Origin of the sequence: Methylotenera mobilis 13 (assembly GCF_000384255.1) — a bacterium.
GTDB lineage: Bacteria > Pseudomonadota > Gammaproteobacteria > Burkholderiales > Methylophilaceae > Methylotenera > Methylotenera mobilis_B.
Genome location: NZ_KB913035.1, coordinates 1,597,501 through 1,617,465, shown reverse-complemented (window position 1 = coordinate 1,617,465; position 19,965 = coordinate 1,597,501). Strand labels below are relative to the sequence as shown.

At 48.0% G+C, this 19,965-nt stretch carries 17 protein-coding genes and 1 pseudogene; 2 read left to right on the top strand and 16 right to left on the bottom strand.

The window, feature by feature from the left end; genetic code table 11:
* The first annotated feature begins 93 nt into the window (after window positions 1–93).
* Both A391_RS0107700 and A391_RS0107695 read left to right on the top strand, forming a co-directional pair.
* Window positions 94–288 (top strand): heavy-metal-associated domain-containing protein, encoded by a 195-nt coding sequence (locus tag A391_RS0107700; RefSeq protein WP_019898503.1) that lies wholly within the window; start codon window positions 94–96, stop codon window positions 286–288.
* A gap of 306 nt (window positions 289–594) precedes the next feature.
* Window positions 595–1,164 (top strand): hypothetical protein, encoded by a 570-nt coding sequence (locus A391_RS0107695; protein ID WP_019898501.1) that lies wholly within the window; start codon window positions 595–597, stop codon window positions 1,162–1,164.
* 115 nt (window positions 1,165–1,279) lie between these two features.
* On the opposite strand, the gene A391_RS0107690 is transcribed toward A391_RS0107695, so the two are convergent.
* From A391_RS0107690 to A391_RS0107620, 16 genes and pseudogenes are all read right to left on the bottom strand, one after another.
* The gene (locus tag A391_RS0107690) at window positions 1,280–1,918 is read right to left on the bottom strand and encodes a methyltransferase family protein (protein ID WP_019898500.1); all 639 of its coding nucleotides are present in this window, start codon (window positions 1,916–1,918) and stop codon (window positions 1,280–1,282) included.
* The gene (locus A391_RS0107685) at window positions 1,915–2,139 is read right to left on the bottom strand and encodes a DUF2933 domain-containing protein (RefSeq protein WP_019898499.1); all 225 of its coding nucleotides are present in this window, start codon (window positions 2,137–2,139) and stop codon (window positions 1,915–1,917) included. Before A391_RS0107685 ends, A391_RS0107690 begins: the two co-directional genes overlap by 4 nt.
* 125 nt (window positions 2,140–2,264) lie before the next feature.
* Window positions 2,265–2,894, bottom strand: a complete 630-nt coding sequence (locus tag A391_RS0107680) for a methyltransferase family protein (protein WP_019898498.1) — start codon at window positions 2,892–2,894, stop codon at window positions 2,265–2,267.
* A 68-nt stretch (window positions 2,895–2,962) separates the two neighbouring features.
* Window positions 2,963–5,293, bottom strand: coding sequence for a heavy metal translocating P-type ATPase (locus tag A391_RS0107675; RefSeq protein WP_019898497.1), 2,331 nt, complete (start codon window positions 5,291–5,293; stop codon window positions 2,963–2,965).
* Between the two features lie 21 nt (window positions 5,294–5,314).
* Window positions 5,315–5,599, bottom strand: coding sequence for a DUF5676 family membrane protein (locus A391_RS0107670; RefSeq protein WP_019898496.1), 285 nt, complete (start codon window positions 5,597–5,599; stop codon window positions 5,315–5,317).
* 60 nt (window positions 5,600–5,659) lie between these two features.
* Window positions 5,660–6,247 (bottom strand): protein containing YHS domain protein, encoded by a 588-nt coding sequence (locus A391_RS13810; protein WP_232416157.1) that lies wholly within the window; start codon window positions 6,245–6,247, stop codon window positions 5,660–5,662.
* 30 nt (window positions 6,248–6,277) lie between these two features.
* Window positions 6,278–6,421, bottom strand: a pseudogene (locus tag A391_RS14755) (YHS domain-containing protein); the annotation flags it as partial.
* 73 nt (window positions 6,422–6,494) lie between these two features.
* Window positions 6,495–9,200 (bottom strand): cation-translocating P-type ATPase, encoded by a 2,706-nt coding sequence (locus tag A391_RS0107660; RefSeq protein WP_019898494.1) that lies wholly within the window; start codon window positions 9,198–9,200, stop codon window positions 6,495–6,497.
* Window positions 9,169–10,503, bottom strand: coding sequence for an HD-GYP domain-containing protein (locus A391_RS0107655; protein WP_423793886.1), 1,335 nt, complete (start codon window positions 10,501–10,503; stop codon window positions 9,169–9,171). The genes A391_RS0107660 and A391_RS0107655 overlap by 32 nt, the downstream gene beginning before the upstream one ends.
* 25 nt (window positions 10,504–10,528) lie before the next feature.
* Window positions 10,529–10,960 (bottom strand): DUF411 domain-containing protein, encoded by a 432-nt coding sequence (locus A391_RS0107650; RefSeq protein ID WP_019898492.1) that lies wholly within the window; start codon window positions 10,958–10,960, stop codon window positions 10,529–10,531.
* Window positions 10,961–11,018: 58 nt separating this feature from the next.
* A complete protein-coding gene (locus A391_RS0107645; RefSeq protein WP_019898491.1) occupies window positions 11,019–12,377 on the bottom strand; it encodes an MBL fold metallo-hydrolase in 1,359 nt (452 codons plus the stop codon).
* 125 nt (window positions 12,378–12,502) lie between these two features.
* Window positions 12,503–13,045: a DUF2231 domain-containing protein gene (locus A391_RS13805; protein ID WP_336884728.1), complete on the bottom strand. Its 543-nt coding sequence runs from the start codon at window positions 13,043–13,045 to the stop codon at window positions 12,503–12,505.
* A 111-nt stretch (window positions 13,046–13,156) separates the two neighbouring features.
* Complete coding sequence (locus A391_RS0107635) at window positions 13,157–13,642, bottom strand: hypothetical protein (protein ID WP_019898489.1); 486 nt, start codon at window positions 13,640–13,642, stop codon at window positions 13,157–13,159.
* A gap of 345 nt (window positions 13,643–13,987) precedes the next feature.
* Window positions 13,988–17,113, bottom strand: a complete 3,126-nt coding sequence (locus A391_RS0107630) for an efflux RND transporter permease subunit (RefSeq protein WP_019898487.1) — start codon at window positions 17,111–17,113, stop codon at window positions 13,988–13,990.
* Between the two features lies 1 nt (window position 17,114).
* The gene (locus tag A391_RS0107625; protein WP_019898485.1) at window positions 17,115–18,611 is read right to left on the bottom strand and encodes an efflux RND transporter periplasmic adaptor subunit; all 1,497 of its coding nucleotides are present in this window, start codon (window positions 18,609–18,611) and stop codon (window positions 17,115–17,117) included.
* Window positions 18,608–19,960 carry a TolC family protein gene (locus A391_RS0107620; protein ID WP_232416156.1) on the bottom strand — a complete coding sequence of 451 codons (1,353 nt, stop codon included), beginning with the start codon at window positions 19,958–19,960 and terminating at the stop codon, window positions 18,608–18,610. The genes A391_RS0107625 and A391_RS0107620 overlap by 4 nt, the downstream gene beginning before the upstream one ends.
* Between the last annotated feature and the right edge of the window lie 5 nt (window positions 19,961–19,965).

Genomic DNA, 19,965 nt, shown 5'->3' with positions numbered 1-19,965 from the left:
TAAAGCCCATAATGAATTAATTTTTTATTTGACCTTCCAACAGTTGGAAGTTTTATTGTTAAGGCTTCTATCATTTTTAAAAGGACGCTTGCTATGTATCAATTTCATATTCCCAAAATGAGTTGCGGTGGTTGTGTAAGAAATATTACGAACGCAATCAAAAAAGTTGATGATGCAGCCACGATAGATGCTGACATATCTACCAAAATGGTTAGAGTAGAAACAGCAATTCCTGAAGCTACTATTATCAAGGCCATGACCGATGGTGGCTATCAACCAGCGTTATAAATTACTGTGGTTGGAACTGAGTTCTTACTGTATGCGTTTCTGGATTGCCCTCTTCTCAGTAGACCACTTACTATTGATATAAGTTAGCACCGATATAATGTCAGTGTCAGTGAGTGTGGGTAGTCCATAACGAGGTTTTCAGTTCTGGGGACAGGATCATGGATATTATTGGGGTTTCTTAATTCGTCAGTTTCATGAACCATTTTATTGCCGTCCTTATTAAATAAATTGTTAAATCGTCATCAATTTATAATGCCAAGCATTAGTATACAAATACACATTATTAATATCTATTAGGCACTAACCATGGCAGCAGATTTTTACTTTATTAATCCAACCTTCACAATCCCGTCATTGAAACCAGTTGCTACATTTAAGTGGCAACACATTCCTGATGAAGACATTAGATATTCGATTGCTGCTGAAGAACAATATTTAAACTTTCACCTTTATATGCTTGAAAATCTTCGTCATACTGAAGCCGGTCGGCTCGCTAATCCAACTTACGTATATGAGCTTGGCTTGTCAGTACGAGCCGCTGCAGTTAAAGCAGCTGTTCTAATTGCAGCATCAATTATTGAAGCTGCACTTCGTGTACTTGCAGAAGCAAAAGCTTATCCTTTGAATGATGAACCACGTCGAAGAACATTTGGAAATGTTATTAAAGCTTGGGAACAAAATGGTGCTCCAAGACCTGAGGTTGCCGATATTTGGCTCGCTGTAAAAGCGATGCATGAAGTACGCAATTTTGTTCATCTTCACAAGGCTGCAAAAGATGGGAATGCAGCATGGGAAAATATGTTAAAAAGCGAACAAGCCCTGCTAACTGGAGCTTTGCATGCTATCGATCATGTGTCTCAGATAAAAATTGTGTAATAGTAGATTAATCAATAGTTTTACCTATGGCATTAATTTTTTTAATTCTCACATATCATTAAGCTTGCTAATAGGAATTACAGCTCTCAAAGGCGTTTAGTAAACTAGTGGAGATTCAACCTTGCCGGAGCCGCGGAAAGAATGCTGGTGTATTAGCAGCATATTTCGAATACTCCTCGGCAAACTCAGCATAAGCTTCTTTCTCTTCGATTCTAGCCAGCCGGGTGTACATGTAGGTCAAAATCGGGAACATTAGCAATGTTACTATCGTTGGCCATTGTAGTAAGAATCCAAACATGATCATCACGAACGCAGCATATTGTGGATGACGAATACGTGCATATGGTCCAGTCGTAGCTAGCCTATGTTTGCGTTGAGCATTGTACAACACGCGCCAAGCACCAGAGAGCAAAAAGAAACCAGCAATAATCAGGGCGTTGCTGAGTAAGTGGAATGGGCCAAAGTGCGGATTGCCGCCCCAGCCAAACAGATCTTCTAGTAAATGTCCTGCATTATGTGAATATGGGTCGATTCCAGGAATATGACTTGTAAGCCAGCCAGACAAAAGATAGATGGTTAGTGGGAAGCCGTACATCTCAACAAATAACGCTACCAGGAATGCTGAAAACGCACTGAATGTTCGCCAGTCACGCTTACTCTGTGGTTTGGCAAAACTAAAAGCGAAGATGATGAATACTAGAGAGTTAATGATGACCAGTGGCCACAAGCCATAATCAGAAGATGGTGCATTCATTTTTGTTCTCCCTCTTTTGTTTCATGATGATGATTGTGGCCACCATGCCCATGGTGCATGAATAAATGCATCAAAGGGCAAGCAAGCAAAATCAAGTAAGGCAGAAAACCAAGAACATGGGCGCGGTGTTCTGTGAAGAGTAGCAATCCGGCAAATATCAGAAATCCATAGAATACCCATTGCCCTCTGGAAAGATGTTTCGTTTCATGCTCGTCGTTCATGATGCTACCCCTTCATATGCAGTTAGGTGTAATAGTTGTTAGTTTCGTAAGGTTGCCAATCCCCATAAAATGATGCTTGGACATACAAGCATCAGTGCGCCGACAAATGATGTCCATAAGGTAAATCACCACATATAAAATACCAACGTTGCTAATATCAATCCTAATGCTGGACATATCCACACCCATCGGCTGAGGGTATCATTCGCAAAGATCGGCAGAAAACCTGGCACTCGAATCATGTAATCACTATATTTTGGCATCCGCTGCAACAAATCAACTTCTTCTAACTTAGCCATCACTGTAAAAAACATGATGGACAGGATAGATGCCATTAACCATGGTGCGGTGAAATGCACTAATGCAAGTCCAATAAAAACAATCAGACCGCCGGCATATATAGGATGCCGAACATAAGCGTAAAGTCCTTTATCCATCAGTGAATCATTTATAGAAGGCATATGTGTACGCCATCCAAGCTGCAAATGACCTACAATGATTGGTACGGCACCTGCGATTACCAAAAGCCAGCCTAATCCTTGCCCTATAGCACCCAAATTGAATATCAAGGTTGAAGTTTCACACCAGGCAAGCACAAGGCCATAACCGTAGAGCGGTATACCTAACATATTACGCAACAGGCTGGTAACCAGCCGACCACCATTTACACCCCACGAACGAGAAAAGGCAGCTGTAAACGCGCTATAGCCTGCAAACACAAAGCCTATTAGGAGTGGAATCAAAAAATAGTACATCTCAGTCTCCTTTCATGATGTAAGCGGAATCAACAACACCTATCATTAACTTTTAATTAATCATAGATTCAAAGCTTGGCTCGTTTAAGTAACGCTGAATTCACAATCACTGACAATGAACTCAACGCCATCGCTGCTGCCGCGATAATGGGGTTAAGAAAGCCGAATGCCGCAATTGGCACACCAATAGCGTTGTAGATAAAAGCCCAGAACAAGTTCTGCTTAATCTTGCGCATGGTGGCGCGTGACAGACGTATGCTCGCTACTACGTCGCGCACATCATTCTTGATGAGAACGATGCCGCCGGTTTCCTTAGCTACATCAGATCCGGAACCAAGTGCGATACCGATTTCGGCAACTGCCAGCGCAGGCGCGTCGTTGACGCCATCGCCAACCATGGCGACTGATTTACCTTGTTTCTGTAAATCCTGAATGACTTTAGCCTTATCTGAGGGTAGCACTTCAGCAATGACGTGCTTAATACCTAGTTCTTTAGCAATAGCTTCGGCGGTGCGACGATTGTCACCAGTCAGCATGATGACTTCCACATTTTCTTTCATAAGCTCAGCGATAGCATCTTTGGCCTCTGGCTTGAGGGTGTCAGCTACAGCTAAGACACCGGCAAGAGCGCCCTCAAGACCGACCAGCATCGCAGTCTTCCCCTGAGCTTCCAGCTTTGCCATGATTTCTTCCGCAGCCTTGGTATCAATACCTTCTCGTTCGAACAGCCTTCGGTTGCCGAGAAACGTGACCATGCCATTTACGCTGCCGCGGATGCCATGGCCGGGAATGGCTTCGAAGTTCTCCACCTTAGGTAACACGAGTTCGCGGTGTTTCGCAGCACGCACGATTGCTTCGCCAAGAGGATGCTCCGAGCCGACCTCTACCGCGGCGGCGGCGCGCAGAATATTTTCCTCCGGCTGACTGCCAATAGCTATGATATCTGTGACATTAGGCTCACCACGGGTGAGCGTCCCGGTCTTATCGAACACCACTGTGGTGAGCTTTTCTGCGCGCTCCAAGACTTCTGCGCCACGAATCAGGATACCGGCTTCAGCTCCCTTGCCTACGCCAACCATCAGCGCCGCCGGGGTGGCAATGCCGAGAGCGCATGGGCAGGCAATAATCAGTACCGCGATAAAAGCCATCAGGCTCTGTGGGAAATTACCCATCAACCACCAACCCACAAAAGCGGAAAACGCGACCAGCACTACTGTTGGAACAAAATAACTGGCCACTTGGTCGGCGAGACGTTGGATAGGCGCGCTGGAAGCCTGCGCTTCTTCCACCAGTTTGATGATTTGTGCGAGCGCGGTCTCTGCGCCAACTCGCGTCGTCTTAAAGCGGAACAAACCGGTACGATTGATGGTTCCTCCGATTACTGCGCTGCCTGGTGATTTTTCCACCGGCATTGATTCGCCGGTGAGCATAGCTTCATCGACTGAGGAGCTGCCTTCAAACACTACACCATCAGCGGGAACCTTCTCACCGGGGCGCACCACGATAATTTCATCTAACATTACACTTTCTGCGGGCACTTCCATCTCCTGACCATCGCGGATGACATGTGCGGTCGCAGGTTTGAGATCCAGCAGTTTGCGCACTGCTGCTGAAGAACGTTTTTTGATAATTTCCTCCATGTACTTTCCGAGCAGCACGAAGGCGATGATGACTGCCGACACTTCAAAGTAAGATTGCCGCTGATCTACCGCCACTGGCAACACATTAGGGAAGAACACTACCGCGACGCTATAGAAGTACGCGACCGAGGTACCGAGCGCAATCAGGAAATCCATATTGATGTTGCGGGCGCGAACTGCGTTCCATGCTCCTTTGTAGAAGCCCCAACCACCGATGAATTGTACCGGTGTGACCAGTATCATCATCCACACTCCCCAGGTAAACCACGGCAGTGCGTCAACAGGCACCCAACTCAAGGTCATCGCACCACCGGCAAGCCCAAGAAATACAGCAGCACGCATGACAGCCAACACCAGCACTCCGGACATTGCAATCATGACTCGGGTACGCATGGATTTAAGTTCCTGCTCCGGTGACTCAAAGGTGCGCTGGCAACCTACGCTGCAAAAGTAGTAGGCTCTTCCGGCACGCTCTGTTTTTAGCGCTGTGGATTTGTCTACCATCATGCCGCAGATAGGGTCTTTTGCCTTTTCTCCAGCTGCTGTTGATGTTTTTGTCTCGGCCATGCCATGGTCATGGTGTTGAGCGTGATCATGGGTGTGAGCTGTCTTGCCGATCCCTGCATACTTGGCTGGATCAGCTTCAAACTCATGCTGGCATTTGGGAGAGCAGAAATAATATGTCGTCCCCGAATGTACAGCATTGCCTGCTGCTGATTTTTCTTCTACGTTCATTCCACATACTGGATCAATTGCCATGATAGTTCCCTTCAAAAATTGCTAACGGCATTTTGGGCAGAATCCCACTAAGTTATAAAATAAGGCGAACAACACGCCGATCAGAAATCCTGTCAGTGTTACATTGAATATGCCATCAGCAATTCCATCAAAGGTTAATTGAGTCTTACTGAGGAGTATATTTAAATCGAAGCCATGTGCCCACGAGCTAACAAAATTGATCGTTGCAACTGGAAACAAATAAACTGCGGCCGCACATATCAAATTGATCATAGCCGCTGATAATCCAGTCGCGCTACCAACTCGCCAAGGATTTAATTTGTCCATGTTTACACTCCTTTAATTAGTTCGACATCTAATAGCTTCAGTCGTGCATAACTTAAAAGCTTAGCCAACGCTGGCATGCGTCCCATCGCAAAAACAGGATGGATGCTTATAGTGATGCGCTGTATATGCCTCAGCCAGCTTACTAATAAGCAGATGGGGATCAGACTCATAAATCACTTGAGCACCTGTGTTCTTGCCAAAACTGGTGACCAATTGGGGCAATTGTGTCGTGATACCACCACTGCCTTCAAGCACACCTATTATCTTTCCCTCGTCATAGGCGATTGCGAACTCACCTAACGTTCCGGAGCTTCCACCCACGATTACAACCATGTCACTTGAACGAATATTGATGACTTCTCGTCCCATTAGCCCACTACCTGTGTAGATAATCACATCAAAGACATCTGCTGGCGAGGAATATTTATGTACATGCTCATCAAGGCTAAGTGCCGGTGATATTCCCATGGATAATCCACCCTTACTTCTTGTGCCACGAGCGCATTCGTAAGGGAGCCCGGGACAAGCGCCAGTGATCAATACGAATCCTCGATCTGCAATATCCTGACCCAAGGCATAGACCAGCACTTTGATATCAGCCGCAAATTCCCCGCTCGCAGAGCCCATCACTCCCACTGTTAATCTCATACCAGGTGCTTTATCAATGAAAATATCAGGATGGGATAAAAACTTCTGGCGGCAGCCTTCCGAACAGAAATAATAAGCTTGCCCCTTGTATTCGGTCATTGCTTCTGCATGGCGGGGATTAATTGTCATCAGGCAAACGGGGTCGCGAGTTACATCGTATTTTTGTTTATTCATAGCAATCTCATTAATGGTTAACTCTGTCAAAAATCACTTACAGCTAATAAAACATATAGCGCACAGAAACTCATCATGAACGAATTTCAGATGCTCGCATACGAATCACTTTTTTCAATTCCAGAATGATCAAGGGTATGAATCCAACTGCAAACCAGGAAACACATTGATGCAAAGTAACAGGTTCAATCTGGAACAAGGTTTGAAAGGTAGGCACATGGTGTATCGCAAGCTGCAATCCAAAGCTTACTGCTACTATTAAGAATAACCGCATATTGGAGAACAGCCCCATCTGCCAGACAGTCCGCTCTTCACTCCGAGCCCCGAACGCGCGCAGTAATTCGGTAATCACAAGCGCAGTAAAAGCAGCATCTCGCGCCTGATCAAGACCGCTACCAACGATCTTGAACTCATAAAAGAACACTCCAAGGGTAACTGCGGCTGTCAGAAACCCTGCAAAGAGCGTTCTTTTCAGGAAGTCAAGGTTAAGCAGCTCGGACTGTGAGCGTCTTGGCGGGCGGTTTAGCACACCTCGATCAATTGGATCGGTAGCCAAGGCAAGCGCTGGTAAACCATCAGTCACCAGATTAATCCAAAGGAGATGTAGAGGTAGTAACGGCAGTGGCCAACCCAAAATAATTGCCGTCAACATCACAATAAGTTCGCCGGCATTACCTGCCAGCAAATACTCTAGGGTCTTAACGATATTGTCATAGATGCCACGGCCTTCTTCAACAGCAGCGACAATTGATGCAAAGTTGTCATCTGTGACGATGATAGAGGCGGCACCTTTAGTCACTTCTGTACCGGTAATACCCATCGCTATGCCAATAGAGGCCTCCTTGATTGCGGGAGCGTCGTTAACCACATCCCCGGTCATCGCGACAACGACTCCCCGAGCTTTCCAGGCACGCACAATACGAAGTTTATGTTCGGCTGTCACACGCGCATAAACTGAGACTTGAGAGACACGCTCCTTGAGTGCCTCGTCATCTAGAGAATCAAGTTCGACACCTACTAGAACTGTATCGCCTTTATTCAAAATACCCAGTTCATTAGCAATGGCTCTTGCCGTATCTGGATGATCGCCGGTGATCATCACCGTCTTGATGCCAGCGCGTATACACTTGGCTACCGCCTCTTTTGCCTCAGCACGCGGAGGATCTTGCAAACCCACCAGCCCTAAAAGCACTAACTCGGCTTCAATCTCTGTATCATTCAGAGACGCACTCCTGTCAAAATCGATACCATCCAATGAGCGTTCAGCAACTGCAAGGACACGTAAAGCATCATTCGCGAGCAAGGTATTGGCCTCAGTTAGCCTGATACGGTCATCTTCGGTCAACTCCCTCACGCCATGACTAGTGCGTATCATTGTGCAACGACTAAGAATAACTTCAGGTGCGCCTTTGACGAATGCCCAGGACTGATTATCCACTAGACGTATGATAGTCATACGTTTACGGTCAGAGTCAAAAGGCACGGTAGCAATTCGTGGCATATCAGCCTCGATAGACTCACGGGTAATATTGCCTTTTGCGGCTGCAACCAGTAGCGCCCCTTCAGTAGGATCGCCAATCACTCCAGGCTGGTTATCTATGAGAGTCAACTCAGCATCATTACAGGCTGCCGAAGCGCGTAGTAGGGCAAAAAGCTCAGGGCTATCCGTTGATAGAGTTTCTGTGTTACCTACAAAAAATGCGCCTTCAGTAGAATAGCCTTCACCGCTCAGACGATACAGACTCTCCGAAGTAATGAGTTTACGGGCAGTCATTTCCCCTAAGGTTAATGTGCCGGTTTTGTCTGTACAAATAACCTCAGCGCACCCCAGCGTTTCTACAGACGGCAAATGACGAACTAATGCATTGCGTCGTATCATGCGTTGCACACCTAGAGCTAGAGCTACTGTCACTACAGCTGGTAATCCTTCAGGAATAGCTGCTACTGCAAGACTCACAGCGCTCAGGAAAAGCTCAAATGGCTCGATACCTCTTAATAATCCAAGCCCAAAAATCAATATAACAATGCCCAAACAAGCCCATAACAGTGCGCGTCCCACTCGGTCGAGTCGATGTTGCAATGGAGTCTTGCCGCTTTCGGCTGTTTCAAGAAGTTTTGCGATATGACCTAGCTCCGTCTCCATGCCAGTATTGACCACCAGAGCAAGACCAGTTCCGGCTGTTACACTGGTGCCAAGAAAAACCATATTTTTTCGATCAGCTAACGGCGTTGCTGGAGCTAAGATGTCTGTAGATTTTCCAACTGCTTGCGATTCACCTGTTAGCGGAGCTTCGTTAACATGAAGTACAGACGTTTCTATCAAACGTGCGTCCGCAGCAACCAGATCTCCACCCTCAAGTAGTAAGATATCACCCGGTACGACCTCAGTAGAGGCAATCACATTACTATGACCATTTCGTACTACGCGACAATGAGGTGCTGTAAGATTAGCTAGTGCAGCAGCAGCTTTTTCAGCACGATACTCCTGGAAAAAGCCAATCACTGCATTCAAAATTACAATAGCAATAATCGCTATTCCGTCAGTAGTTTCCCCTAATAACGCAGAAACAGCAGCAGCGCCTATAAGAACCCAAATAACCAGACTTTTAAACTGGCTTATAAAAATGGAGAATGCCGAGAATCGCTTACCTTTTCGTAATTTATTGGCTCCATAACTTGCGAGCCTTGTGGTAACAGCTTCATCGGTAAGACCTTGCTCTATATCAGTCGCAAGCTGACTCACAACTTCAGGAATCGATTGTTGATGCCATGAACTCATTTTGAAGTCCCCCTTGTTTTAGTTTTTTTGAGTAATCTCGATGAAAGTATTTTGTTAAAGAGTCTTTCAATATGCGCTGCAAATAACTTAAATCTGCATGACAAAACTCTTCATAGAGAAAAGGTGCAATGCGCTCAAATACTACGAGAATTCCAGGATCAAAAAGACTGCCTGATCCTGCATGCAATATGTTCATTGATTCGGAGAATGACAAAGAATTTTTGTAAGGTCGTTTGGAAGTTAATGCATCAAATACATCAACAACAGCAAACAACCGAGCATTTATCGGTATATCCTTGCCCTTGAGGCCTTGGGGATACCCAGTACCATCAAATCTTTCATGGTGAAAAAGTACAACATCATGGGCACATTTAAGCCATTTTGAGTGCTGGATAATTTCCTTGCCATGGATGACATGGGTCTTCATGATTTCAAATTCATCATGAGTCAATTTTCCTGGGTTTAATAAAATCTGGTCGGAAATACCGATTTTGCCTACATCATGCAGAAAGGCGCCAACAATCAGCGATTCAATCTCTGCATTACTCCTACCCATGGTTTTAGCAAGCCTGATTGCATAAAGAGTTACCCTATAATTATGAGCATCCGTATCAGAATCGCGCTTAGCAATCGCGCTGCCTAGCGACTGCAATAGCTCCAGATTTGATTGCAGCAATTCATCAGAAAGATTAGTGGCTTCCCGGTTGAGGGACAGAATGAACGGATATAACACGAGACTTGTTATCCCAATGACCATCACAATAATCAATAAAGAAGTTATGATGCGTTGCTCAAGTGTAGCGACAGTGATTGAATCAATCTCATATATCCCTTCAAAATAGCCATAGATTCTCTTATCTGATGACGTTAGGGGAATAACAATCTGAACGTAAAGATTTCCACCGTCTATAATCTTGTTGTAATGACTGTCACCTTCATTAGGGAAGGTATGGCGATGCTTTTCTATTCGACTCAGCAATCTGCTTTCATCTGTTTTCCACGTTTCAAGTTCAAGTTTCTTGTTACTCCCAAACAGACGAATACCGGCAAATCTGGAGTCTTTGAGAAACCTCTCGACCACTGAACGATGCTGATTCAGATTCCCTAAAAAAGCTGCTTCGTTTTCGGGATTGTTAAAATGTTTTGCAGCCTGGGCTGCCAGACTGAAAACAAAAGCATCAATTTGTTTGGATTCAAAATAATAGGAACCTATTCCCAACACTATTGAGAGAACCACCCATGCAGCCAGCAAGCGAGTTGCAATAGATTTCTTCAATTCGTAAGGGGTAAGTCTCAAAAACATTCTCCAAAAGTCATCAATTAGATTCTCATTCAACAGAATAAACTTTAAGAGCCTCTTCGTTTCTCGGGATCCGATAAACCGTTAATGTCCCTTTCTTCATTTCCCCCATCCCCGGTGAGTTCATAGGCATGCCGGGCACGCTAATGCCGGTAATAGCGGGTTTCTCCTTGAGCAGTTTGTTAATGGCGCTCACCGGTACGTGGCCCTCAACCACATAGCCATTGATCAGCGCAGTATGACAACTGGCGACGCGCGTCACGCCGTAACGTTTCTTGACACTATCCATATCGCTTTGGTTGATGGCCTTGACTGCAAAGCCGTTCTCTTTCAAGTAGCTGACATATTTTTCGCAACAACCGCAGGTCGGACTTTTGTAAACGGTGATAGCCTGTCCGGCGAGGGCAACAGCTGAGTTTAATGTTAGCGCGACAGCACAAATGCGTATCCATAGTTTCATGGGGTTTCTCCTGTTAAAAATTTCAGTAGGTATGCCTATCATGGGGAAATATAAAGGCTTAATTTAAAGTTACTGTTTCAAGATAATCCGGCACCACTACCTGCCAATGCAGTTTTTCTTCAATATGAATCCGCATTGCATCTGCCGCAATCGGCTCACCGTGGGTGATGAATGTCTTCTTTGGCGGAACTTCGAAACCACCTAGCCAATCCAGGATTTCTGAATAATCAGCATGTGCGGAAAGGTTGGAAACATACTCAACATCAGCACGTACCGGCACATATTCGCCATGTATCTTGATGCTTTCAGCTCCGTCCAGCATTGCAGCCCCACGCGTACCCGCCGCCTGGAAGCCAACAAACAGGATGGTATTGTTGGGGTTAGGTGCAAAAGCCTTCAAATGATGTACAACTCGCCCGCCAGTAGCCATCCCACTTGCTGAAAGGATAATCATCGGGCCTTGGGTTTCATTAAGCCGTTTAGACTCTTCGACGCTATTCACCATGTGAGCTGTGTGGCATAGTGCATCACATTGTTCTGGCGTCAGGCGATGCTCGCCACGATGGTTATGAAATATCGCGGTGGCATCTACCGCCATTGGGCTATTTAAATATACTGGGATATCAGGTATAACACCTGATGATTTGAGTAGATGAATGTAATAAAGCAACTCTTGCGCTCTACCCACTGCAAATACCGGTATAACTACAACGCCTTTGCGTTTTACTGTTTGGTTGATAATTGCAGCTAGCTTAATTTGCGGGTCACTGGTATCGTGCAATCGATTGCCATAAGTAGATTCAAGCACTAGGTAATCAGCCTGCTTGATACGCACGGGGGCTTTCATCAAAATGTCATGAGGACGTCCAATGTCCCCTGAAAATAGAACAGACGTTTTCTGGTCATGAATGCGCACAAAAGCAGACCCCAGAATATGTGCATTGGGCGAAAATCTTACTGTCAGGCCATCCCCTAGATCAACGTCCTGCTCAAAATCAACGGGCGTCAGTAGTTCAAGTGCTCTTTGTGCATCTTCTTTTGTATAGAGCGGTAACGCTGGATGGTGCTTGGAAAACCCGTGCTTGTTAGCATACTCCGCTTCTTCTTCTTGTAGATGCGCAGAATCAGGTAACAGAATTTTGCATAAATCACGTGTTGCCTCGCTACAATAGACCTTGCCAGAAAATCCATTTTTAACAAACAATGGTAGATACCCAGTGTGATCGATATGGGCATGCGTTAATACCACTATATCTACATCTTTTGGGTTAATTGACAATTTATCCCAGTTTTTCAATCGCAATTGCTTAAGGCCCTGGAATAGTCCGCAATCAATCAATATGCGTTTTGAACCACAATTGAGTAGATATTTAGAGCCCGTCACAGTCCCTGTTGCACCAAGAAATGTTAGTTTCATTTTAGATTCTCCTTAATTTGTGGTTTCGTCACTATTCCAATTGGATTGTAGTGCCGGCAGAATTGAATAACATCGTCGCAGTGCAAATTCGTGCCAATAGCTTCATAGTTTTACCCTGTTCAAGTTTAGTGCATATGCTCATGCTGGGAATGCTCTTGAGCCTTGCCTTCGGGCATTGCATTCGTATGCGTATTTTTCTCGCCGGGCGACATAGAGCCATGTTCTTGGCCTTGTGCATGCCCAGTTTCCGCGACAGGCAACGACATCACTCCCAGCCCGTGCCGATAAACCAGTTCCCCGCCATGCCAGGCAGTGGTAGCGACCATGCCCCATGCGCCAATCACGGCGCCAGCGAACCACCAGGCAGGCATTGCATCCAACTTACTGCGCCAGGCATCCCAGCCTGCCAAAACCACAAGTACCGCCAACGTAGACAGCGCCCAAGTGCGGTGTAGCAGCATGGCGAGGTGACTGACCTCATCGTGATTCACGCTATTGAATGCCTGCCAACCGAAAAAGACCGTTGGCAGCGCCGCCAGCGCGCCCAGCCACAGCGTGGTATGGGCAAGAACGGCGCAATGCGTGGCACAGGCTTTACCCCGCGTTACGATTGCCGCCACGTGAAAGATTGCAGAAATGCTAATCAGCGCAACGGGAAAATGCACCATTAATGGATGCAGATTAGGAATAATTTCAGGCATTGGTTATCTCTGTTTTCTCAAAAAAATTGGTTAAAAAAATATCTATCTATACATGTCATCTTGCGCTTTGCACACCAATTACTTTTTACCGCCCTTTAGTTGACGTATGAAGGGATCGTCGAACATGCGCGCATGCTTACCAAACAGTTCCGTAACCCGATAGTGAAACTCTCTAATCGCTACCGCTGTATGGCCTCGATCACTTTCGGTGGACAACTTATGCATCAGGCTCTGCATCTCTCGCAACAATTTGTCATGCTCTTGCTGATGCAAACGAAAACACTCATTGGTATCTTGGTTGCTAAAAATTTTGGACATGATTTTTTCTTCGTTTTTGAAGTGCTCAATGACGAAATCAAGAAAAACATGTTCAAATGAGTTCAGTCGCCCTTGGCACGAAGCAACTTTTCCCCTGTCACACCCCTGACATCCTTCCAGGCTATAAAACTCGCAACAGGTCTCACGCAATTCTCGCAAAAACTGATCCAGATGAGTATGCCCATCCTCAATCAGCTGATGTTCGGCCACAGAAAGCTCCCTAACATCATTATCCAAATGTTGCATAGCTATCCCACTTTTTTAAATATTCCACTATCAGAAATGGTGTCTAACACTACCGCGTTTGCCACACTTCTTAATGAATATCCCAAGCATTCATGTCAATGGGAGTGACCGGAGCTACTATCACCGGATGAACGCCCAGAATAAGAATCATCAGTCGAAGCACAACCTGCTAATGCAGAAATAACCAGCAATACAGCTATCAGAACTTTCACGTACATTTTTTATCTCCAAATCACCCAATAGCCTATAATTTTTATCCTAAAGCCTGCATGCAACACACAGGTCAAGCATTACATGCCTTCTATCGCTTCAATAAGATTGTAAAACGCATGCACGTCCGGCACCTCATTTTTCCTTCTGCCTTCGAAGGCTCCATTCCTTCACCAGCGCATAAATAGCCGGGATCACGATCAAGGTCAGCAGGGTGGAGGACACCATGCCACCCACCATGGGCGCGGCGATGCGCCGCATCACTTCTGAACCTGTGCCGCTACCCCACATGATGGGCAACAGGCCCGCCATGATAGCCACCACGGTCATCATTTTTGGGCGGACGCGCTCTACTGCACCTTCCATCACCGCTGCATAAAGATCGGCTACGGCGAACGGCTTACCCTCAGCATCTCGTTGCGCCTTGAGTGACTGATAGGCGTGATCAAGATAGATCAGCATGATCACGCCGGTTTCTGCCGCCACCCCGGCCAAGGCAATGAAGCCGACCGCTACCGCTACGCTCATGTTGTAGCCCAGCCAGTACATCAGCCAGACGCCGCCTACCAGCGAGAATGGTACCGATAGCATGACGATCAGTGTTTCGGTCAACCGGCGGAAATTGAGATAGAGCAGCACGAAGATGATCAGCAGCGTCAGCGGAATCACTATTTTCATCTTCGCCTGGGCACGCTGCATGTACTCGAACTGACCGCTCCAAGTGGCGTAGTAACCTGGCTGAAATTTCACCTGTTCGCGCACCGCCTTTTGCGCATCTGCCACATAACCGCCGATGTCGCGTCCGCGGATATCGACGAAGATATAGGCCGACAGCAGCGCATTCTCAGTACGGATGCTAGGCGGACCTTTATCAAGGGATATGTGCGCCAGTTGACCAAGCGGGATGAGTGCCCCACCCATAGTCGGCACCAGCACCTGACGGGCAATACTATCCGGGTCGGAGCGCAGTTCGCGTGGATAGCGCGTGATGACACCAAAGCGTTCTCGCCCCTCTACTGTAGTGGTAATCATTTCGCCGCCGAGGGCACTGCCGATGACCTCCTGCAAATCGCCAATCGCCAGTCCATATCTGGCTAATGCTTGCCGGTCAGGTTCGATATTGAGGTAATAGCCGCCAGTGATGCGCTCGGCATAAGCACTGGTAGTGCCTGGCACGGTCTTGACCACCGCTTCAATATCTTTGGCGAGTTTTTCCATTTCGCCTAAGTCCTTACCGAATACCTTGATACCGATTGGTGTACGGATGCCTGTGGAAAGCATATCAGTGCGCGCCTTGATCGGCATCGTCCATGCGTTGCTCACGCCGGGCAATTGCACCGCCTTGTCCAGTTCGGCGACCAGCTTGTCGATGGTCATGCCAGTGCGCCATTCGCTTTCCGGCTTGAGGTTGATCACCGTCTCGAACATTTCAATTGGCGCCGGGTCAGTGGCGGTATTGGCACGGCCTGCCTTGCCGAATACGGAGGCTACTTCAGGAAAGCTTTTGATGATCTTGTCCTGCGTCTGCATGATCTCCGCCGCCTTGGTGACGGATAGCCCCGGCAATGTGGCCGGCATATAGAGTAGCGTGCCTTCGTTCAGGGTCGGCATGAATTCGCTGCCGAGTTTGCTTAGTGGGAAAACAGTTACTCCCAGCACCAATAGTGCGGCCAGGATGGTGATCTTCTTCCATTGCATGACCCCGGCAATGACTGGCCGATAAATCCAGATCAGGAAGCGGTTCACCGGGTTTTTGCGTTCTGGCATGATCTTGCCGCGCACAAACAGCAGCATCAATACTGGCACCAATGTGATTGACAGCAACGCTGCACCTGCCATGGAAAAGGTCTTGGTGTAGGCCAGAGGCTGAAATAGGCGGCCTTCCTGCGCTTCTAAGGTAAATACCGGCAGGAAAGAAACGGTGATAATCAGCAGGCTGAAAAATAATGCAGGGCCGACTTCCTTACAGGCGTCGATAATGAGTTGTAATCGAGGCGTGTCCGGCGGCGCTCGCTCAATATGTTTGTGGGCGTTTTCGATCATGACGATGGCGGCATCTATCATGGCGCCGATGGCAATCGCAATGCCGCCCAGGCTCATGATATTGGAATTGAGCCCTAGCCAGTGCATTAGCGTAAAGGCGATTAACACCCCAACCGGCAGCATCAGGATTGCCACTAAAGCACTGCGCACATGCATCAGGAACAGTACGCAAACCAATGCAACAACAATGCTTTCCTCAAACAGCGTGGTTTTCAGATTGTCGATAGCTCGGTGAATCAGGTCGGAACGGTCATACACCGTCTCTACCGTGACGCCTTGCGGCAAGCCAGGTGCAATTTCGGTGAGCTTTTCTTTAATGTTATGGATGACTTCTAGCGCATTTTGACCATAGCGTGCCATAGCAATACCAGCAACTACTTCACCTTCACCGTTTAACTCGGTAAAGCCGCGTCGCTCGTCTGCTGTCAGCTCTACTCTAGCTACATCGCGTAGCAATACTGGTGTGCCTTTATCTGCCTTGACCACCAATGTTTCCAGATCGCCGATGCCACGCAGATAGCCCTTGCCGCGTACCATGTACTCGGTTTCGGTCAATTCCACCACACGCCCGCCGACATCGCGATTGCTGTCGCGGATTACCTGCGTAATACGCGCTGGTGAGATACCATAAGCCTGTAATTTGCGTGGATCGAGTACGACCTGGTACTGTTTAACAAAACCACCTACGCTGGCCACTTCTGCCACGCCATGTGCTTTGGTCAGCTGATAACGCAAGTACCAGTCTTGAATGGTTCTCAGCTCCTCCAGCGAACGATTTTTCGCCAACACTGCATACTGGTAAACCCAGCCCACCCCGGTAGCGTCTGGACCCAATGTCGGCGATACACCGCGCGGCAGACGTCCCGTTACGCTATTCAAGTATTCCAGCACGCGCGAACGCGCCCAGTAAATATCGGTGCCATCTTCGAAGATCACGTAAACAAAACTGGCGCCGAAGAACGAGAAGCCACGTACCACCTTGGATTTTGGCACGGATAACATGGACGTAGTCAGCGGGTAGGTGACCTGATCTTCCACCACTTGTGGCGCTTGCCCCGGATATTCGGTATACACAATCACCTGCACGTCGGATAAATCCGGAATGGCGTCCAGCGGTGTTTTCAGCAAGGAATAAATGCCAGCACCGACCACGAATAACGTTGCCAGCAGCACCAGAAATACGTTGCGTACTGACCAATTGATAATGCGTTCAAGCATGTCAGTGTCCCTCGTGGCCGGTGGCTGGTATTGGAATGGCTAGTGCCGGAGTGGGTTCGGCAACAGCAGGCTTTGTGCTGCCGTGTGCGCTGTGCCCGCCGAAGCTACCCAGCGCCGCTTTCAGGTTGCTTTCTGCATCAATCAGGAAGTTGGCGCGCACCACCACGTTTTCGCCTTCACTCAGACCTTGCAGTACTTCGGCGTAACCATCACTACGCATACCGAGCTTGACTTCTCGCGGCTCGAATAGGCCATCGGCGAGTTGCACTAATACAATCTGCCTAGTACCACTATCAATCACTGCTGAATCCGGCACCGTCAATGCACGCGCCTTGCTGTGGCCAGAAATCAGTTGCACACTGGCATACATATCAGGTCTTAACATCCCGCCTGGATTGGTCAGTTCTATCCGAACTTTGGCAGTGCGGGTTTCGGGGGTCACGGTTGGGTAAATATAGGCAATTTTTCCAACCAGTTCTTTATCAGGGTAGGCATCAACGCTGATTTTCACCAACTGCCCAATATGCACCAGTGCAAGATCCTGCTCGAACACATCGGCTAGTAGCCAGATAGCCGACAAGTCAGCAATCTTGAACAGCGGCTCGCCCGGCATAAAGCGCATACCCGCCACGGCTATTTTCTCTAACACTACACCATTGGCTGGTGCATACAAAGTCAGCGTACGATTGGCTTTGCCGTTCTGTTGCAGTTGCCGTAATTGGGCATCGGAAATATCCCAGTTGCGCAGGCGCTTGAGGGCACCTTCTGCCAACTGGCCAACGCCAACCAGCGACTCCTCTGTGCCATTCTTGAGAAACTTGCGGCCACTCCAAGCAACCAAGTACTCCTCTTGAGCGGAAACCAGTTCAGGACTGTAGACATCCATTAGCGGCTGCCCGCGTTTTACGGGTTGACCAGTGGCGTTGACGTAAAGCCTCTCAATATAGCCTTCGAACTTGGTTGTAACGCTGGACAGACGGCGCTCGTCCAACTGAAACTGACCGACGGCACGCACCGTTCTGGTCAAATCTCGCAATGCAGTTTGCTCAGTCTTGACCCCAAGTTTCTGCACCTTGTCCGGACTGATCTTGACCTGACCAGAAGAAGATTGCTCATCGGCATAAACTGGGGTGTAATCCATGCCCATTGAATCTTGCTTGGGGATGGGAGATGTGTCGGGTAAACCCATCGGGTTGCGGTAGTACAATACTTTTCGATCCGCTTTGCCATTATCTATGGTGGAATTGGCTGGCACTTCATCCGCATAGACCGGGGTGTAATCCATGCCCATGCTGTCTTTTTTCGGTTCTGACGAAGTATCTGGTAAGCCCATGGGATTACGGTAGTAAAGCACTTTCCTCTCAGCTGGCACAGAACTGGCGTCTGACATTTTTGCCGACAGCGAGCCTGCCTGCTTCAAACCCCACCAGTAGCCACTCCCTGAAGCAACGGCGATACCGACCAGCGCCAGCACAACCCAGATTCCCGAACGCTTCATAACTCTTCCCCAATCATTCTTTCGATTTCTGCTAGGCGAATTTCTTGCTCCACTTGCGCCCTGATCTTGTCCTGCCTTGCAAGCCTAATCGCACGTTGCGCATCGAGCAGTGTAGCGAAATCCACCTTACTATTTTCGTATCCCGCCAGCGCAGAGCGGAAGGTCAACTCCGCCTGTGGCAACAATGTATTCGTAACCAATAACTCTTGTTCTCTGGCCGCCTCATATGCCGCAATAGTTTCTTGCAGCTCACCCATTACATTATTGGCTAAAGACTGCTGTCGTTCCTTGGCTGCGCCGAGCATGGCGCTGGCCTCCAATTCTTGGGCGCGGCGTGTGTCGAGGCGGATCGGGATGTTGACTTCAACCATCGCCTCCCAACCATCGATACCGCCGCCACGCTGGGTAGGTGCGATTCCCAGCGTCACATCGGGGTAGCGGTTTTTATTTACTAAACGCTGGTTGGCTTCGGCCGCTGTGATTTGCGCATCCAGAGTGCGCAGCAACGGATTGTTGCGCTGCGCTTTCTCTGGCAACATAGCAGCATCAAACTTTTCTGGTGGTAGGCGGCGTAGCATCCGAGGTTCGGCCACCATATCATGCTGCGGCCGCCCAGCCATCGCATTCAGTCTGGCTCTAGCCTGTTTCTGCTCAGCTTCCAGCGTAATGATTTCGGAGCGCAATGTGGTTTTCTCGACTTGCGCACGAATCACGTCCTGCTGCGGCACCAATCCATTAGAATAACGAACCCGAGTGATAGCCTCGATGTCCTGCAACAATGCCAGAATTTCTTCATTCAGTTTTTTTAGATTGAACGGCTGATATAACTGTGCGTAGGCAATTTTTATCTTGGAGTGAATCTCGGCAAGCAAAGCAATTCTGCGGGACTTTGCCTCACTCACGCCTGCCGTTGCAATTTCAGTGCGCATGTCACGCTTACCCCATAGCGGAAAGTTCTGCATCACGGTGTACTTGGTTCCACCAACCCGATTCGGCAACACATTGAAACCATTCGGCGAGGCTGGACCGGCAAAATCCATCAACTCAACGCGCAGCACCGGATCTGGCAGTGCGCCTGCCGGAACAATGCGGCCCTCAGCTGCCTCAATCTCATAATTCATAACAGCAATATCTGGATTGTGGGCATCGGCCCATTGCAACAATTCCTGCAAACCAGTATCCGTAGCAACGGAAGTCTGCGACGTACCGGGCAGATCATCGGCCCACCCCAACTCAGGCAACAGTGCTATTGTGACCATCGAGGCCAGCACCCAGCGCAGTGGTTTGTTCATTTTTTCTTCCACCTTTATTTTTTGCCAGATCGATCCGGAATCGACCTGGCCGACCATACTTG

Coding starts and splice junctions, on each gene's coding strand:
- A391_RS0107700 (WP_019898503.1), top strand. CDS start 94: ATGTATCAATTTCATATTCCCAAAATGAGTTGCGGTGGTTGTGTAAGA.
- A391_RS0107695 (WP_019898501.1), top strand. CDS start 595: ATGGCAGCAGATTTTTACTTTATTAATCCAACCTTCACAATCCCGTCA.
- A391_RS0107690 (WP_019898500.1), bottom strand. CDS start 1,918: ATGAATGCACCATCTTCTGATTATGGCTTGTGGCCACTGGTCATCATT.
- A391_RS0107685 (WP_019898499.1), bottom strand. CDS start 2,139: ATGAACGACGAGCATGAAACGAAACATCTTTCCAGAGGGCAATGGGTA.
- A391_RS0107680 (WP_019898498.1), bottom strand. CDS start 2,894: ATGTACTATTTTTTGATTCCACTCCTAATAGGCTTTGTGTTTGCAGGC.
- A391_RS0107675 (WP_019898497.1), bottom strand. CDS start 5,293: ATGGCAATTGATCCAGTATGTGGAATGAACGTAGAAGAAAAATCAGCA.
- A391_RS0107670 (WP_019898496.1), bottom strand. CDS start 5,599: ATGGACAAATTAAATCCTTGGCGAGTTGGTAGCGCGACTGGATTATCA.
- A391_RS13810 (WP_232416157.1), bottom strand. CDS start 6,247: ATGAGATTAACAGTGGGAGTGATGGGCTCTGCGAGCGGGGAATTTGCG.
- A391_RS0107660 (WP_019898494.1), bottom strand. CDS start 9,200: ATGAGTTCATGGCATCAACAATCGATTCCTGAAGTTGTGAGTCAGCTT.
- A391_RS0107655 (WP_423793886.1), bottom strand. CDS start 10,503: ATGTTTTTGAGACTTACCCCTTACGAATTGAAGAAATCTATTGCAACT.
- A391_RS0107650 (WP_019898492.1), bottom strand. CDS start 10,960: ATGAAACTATGGATACGCATTTGTGCTGTCGCGCTAACATTAAACTCA.
- A391_RS0107645 (WP_019898491.1), bottom strand. CDS start 12,377: ATGAAACTAACATTTCTTGGTGCAACAGGGACTGTGACGGGCTCTAAA.
- A391_RS13805 (WP_336884728.1), bottom strand. CDS start 13,045: ATGGTGCATTTTCCCGTTGCGCTGATTAGCATTTCTGCAATCTTTCAC.
- A391_RS0107635 (WP_019898489.1), bottom strand. CDS start 13,642: ATGCAACATTTGGATAATGATGTTAGGGAGCTTTCTGTGGCCGAACAT.
- A391_RS0107630 (WP_019898487.1), bottom strand. CDS start 17,113: ATGCTTGAACGCATTATCAATTGGTCAGTACGCAACGTATTTCTGGTG.
- A391_RS0107625 (WP_019898485.1), bottom strand. CDS start 18,611: ATGAAGCGTTCGGGAATCTGGGTTGTGCTGGCGCTGGTCGGTATCGCC.
- A391_RS0107620 (WP_232416156.1), bottom strand. CDS start 19,960: ATGGTCGGCCAGGTCGATTCCGGATCGATCTGGCAAAAAATAAAGGTG.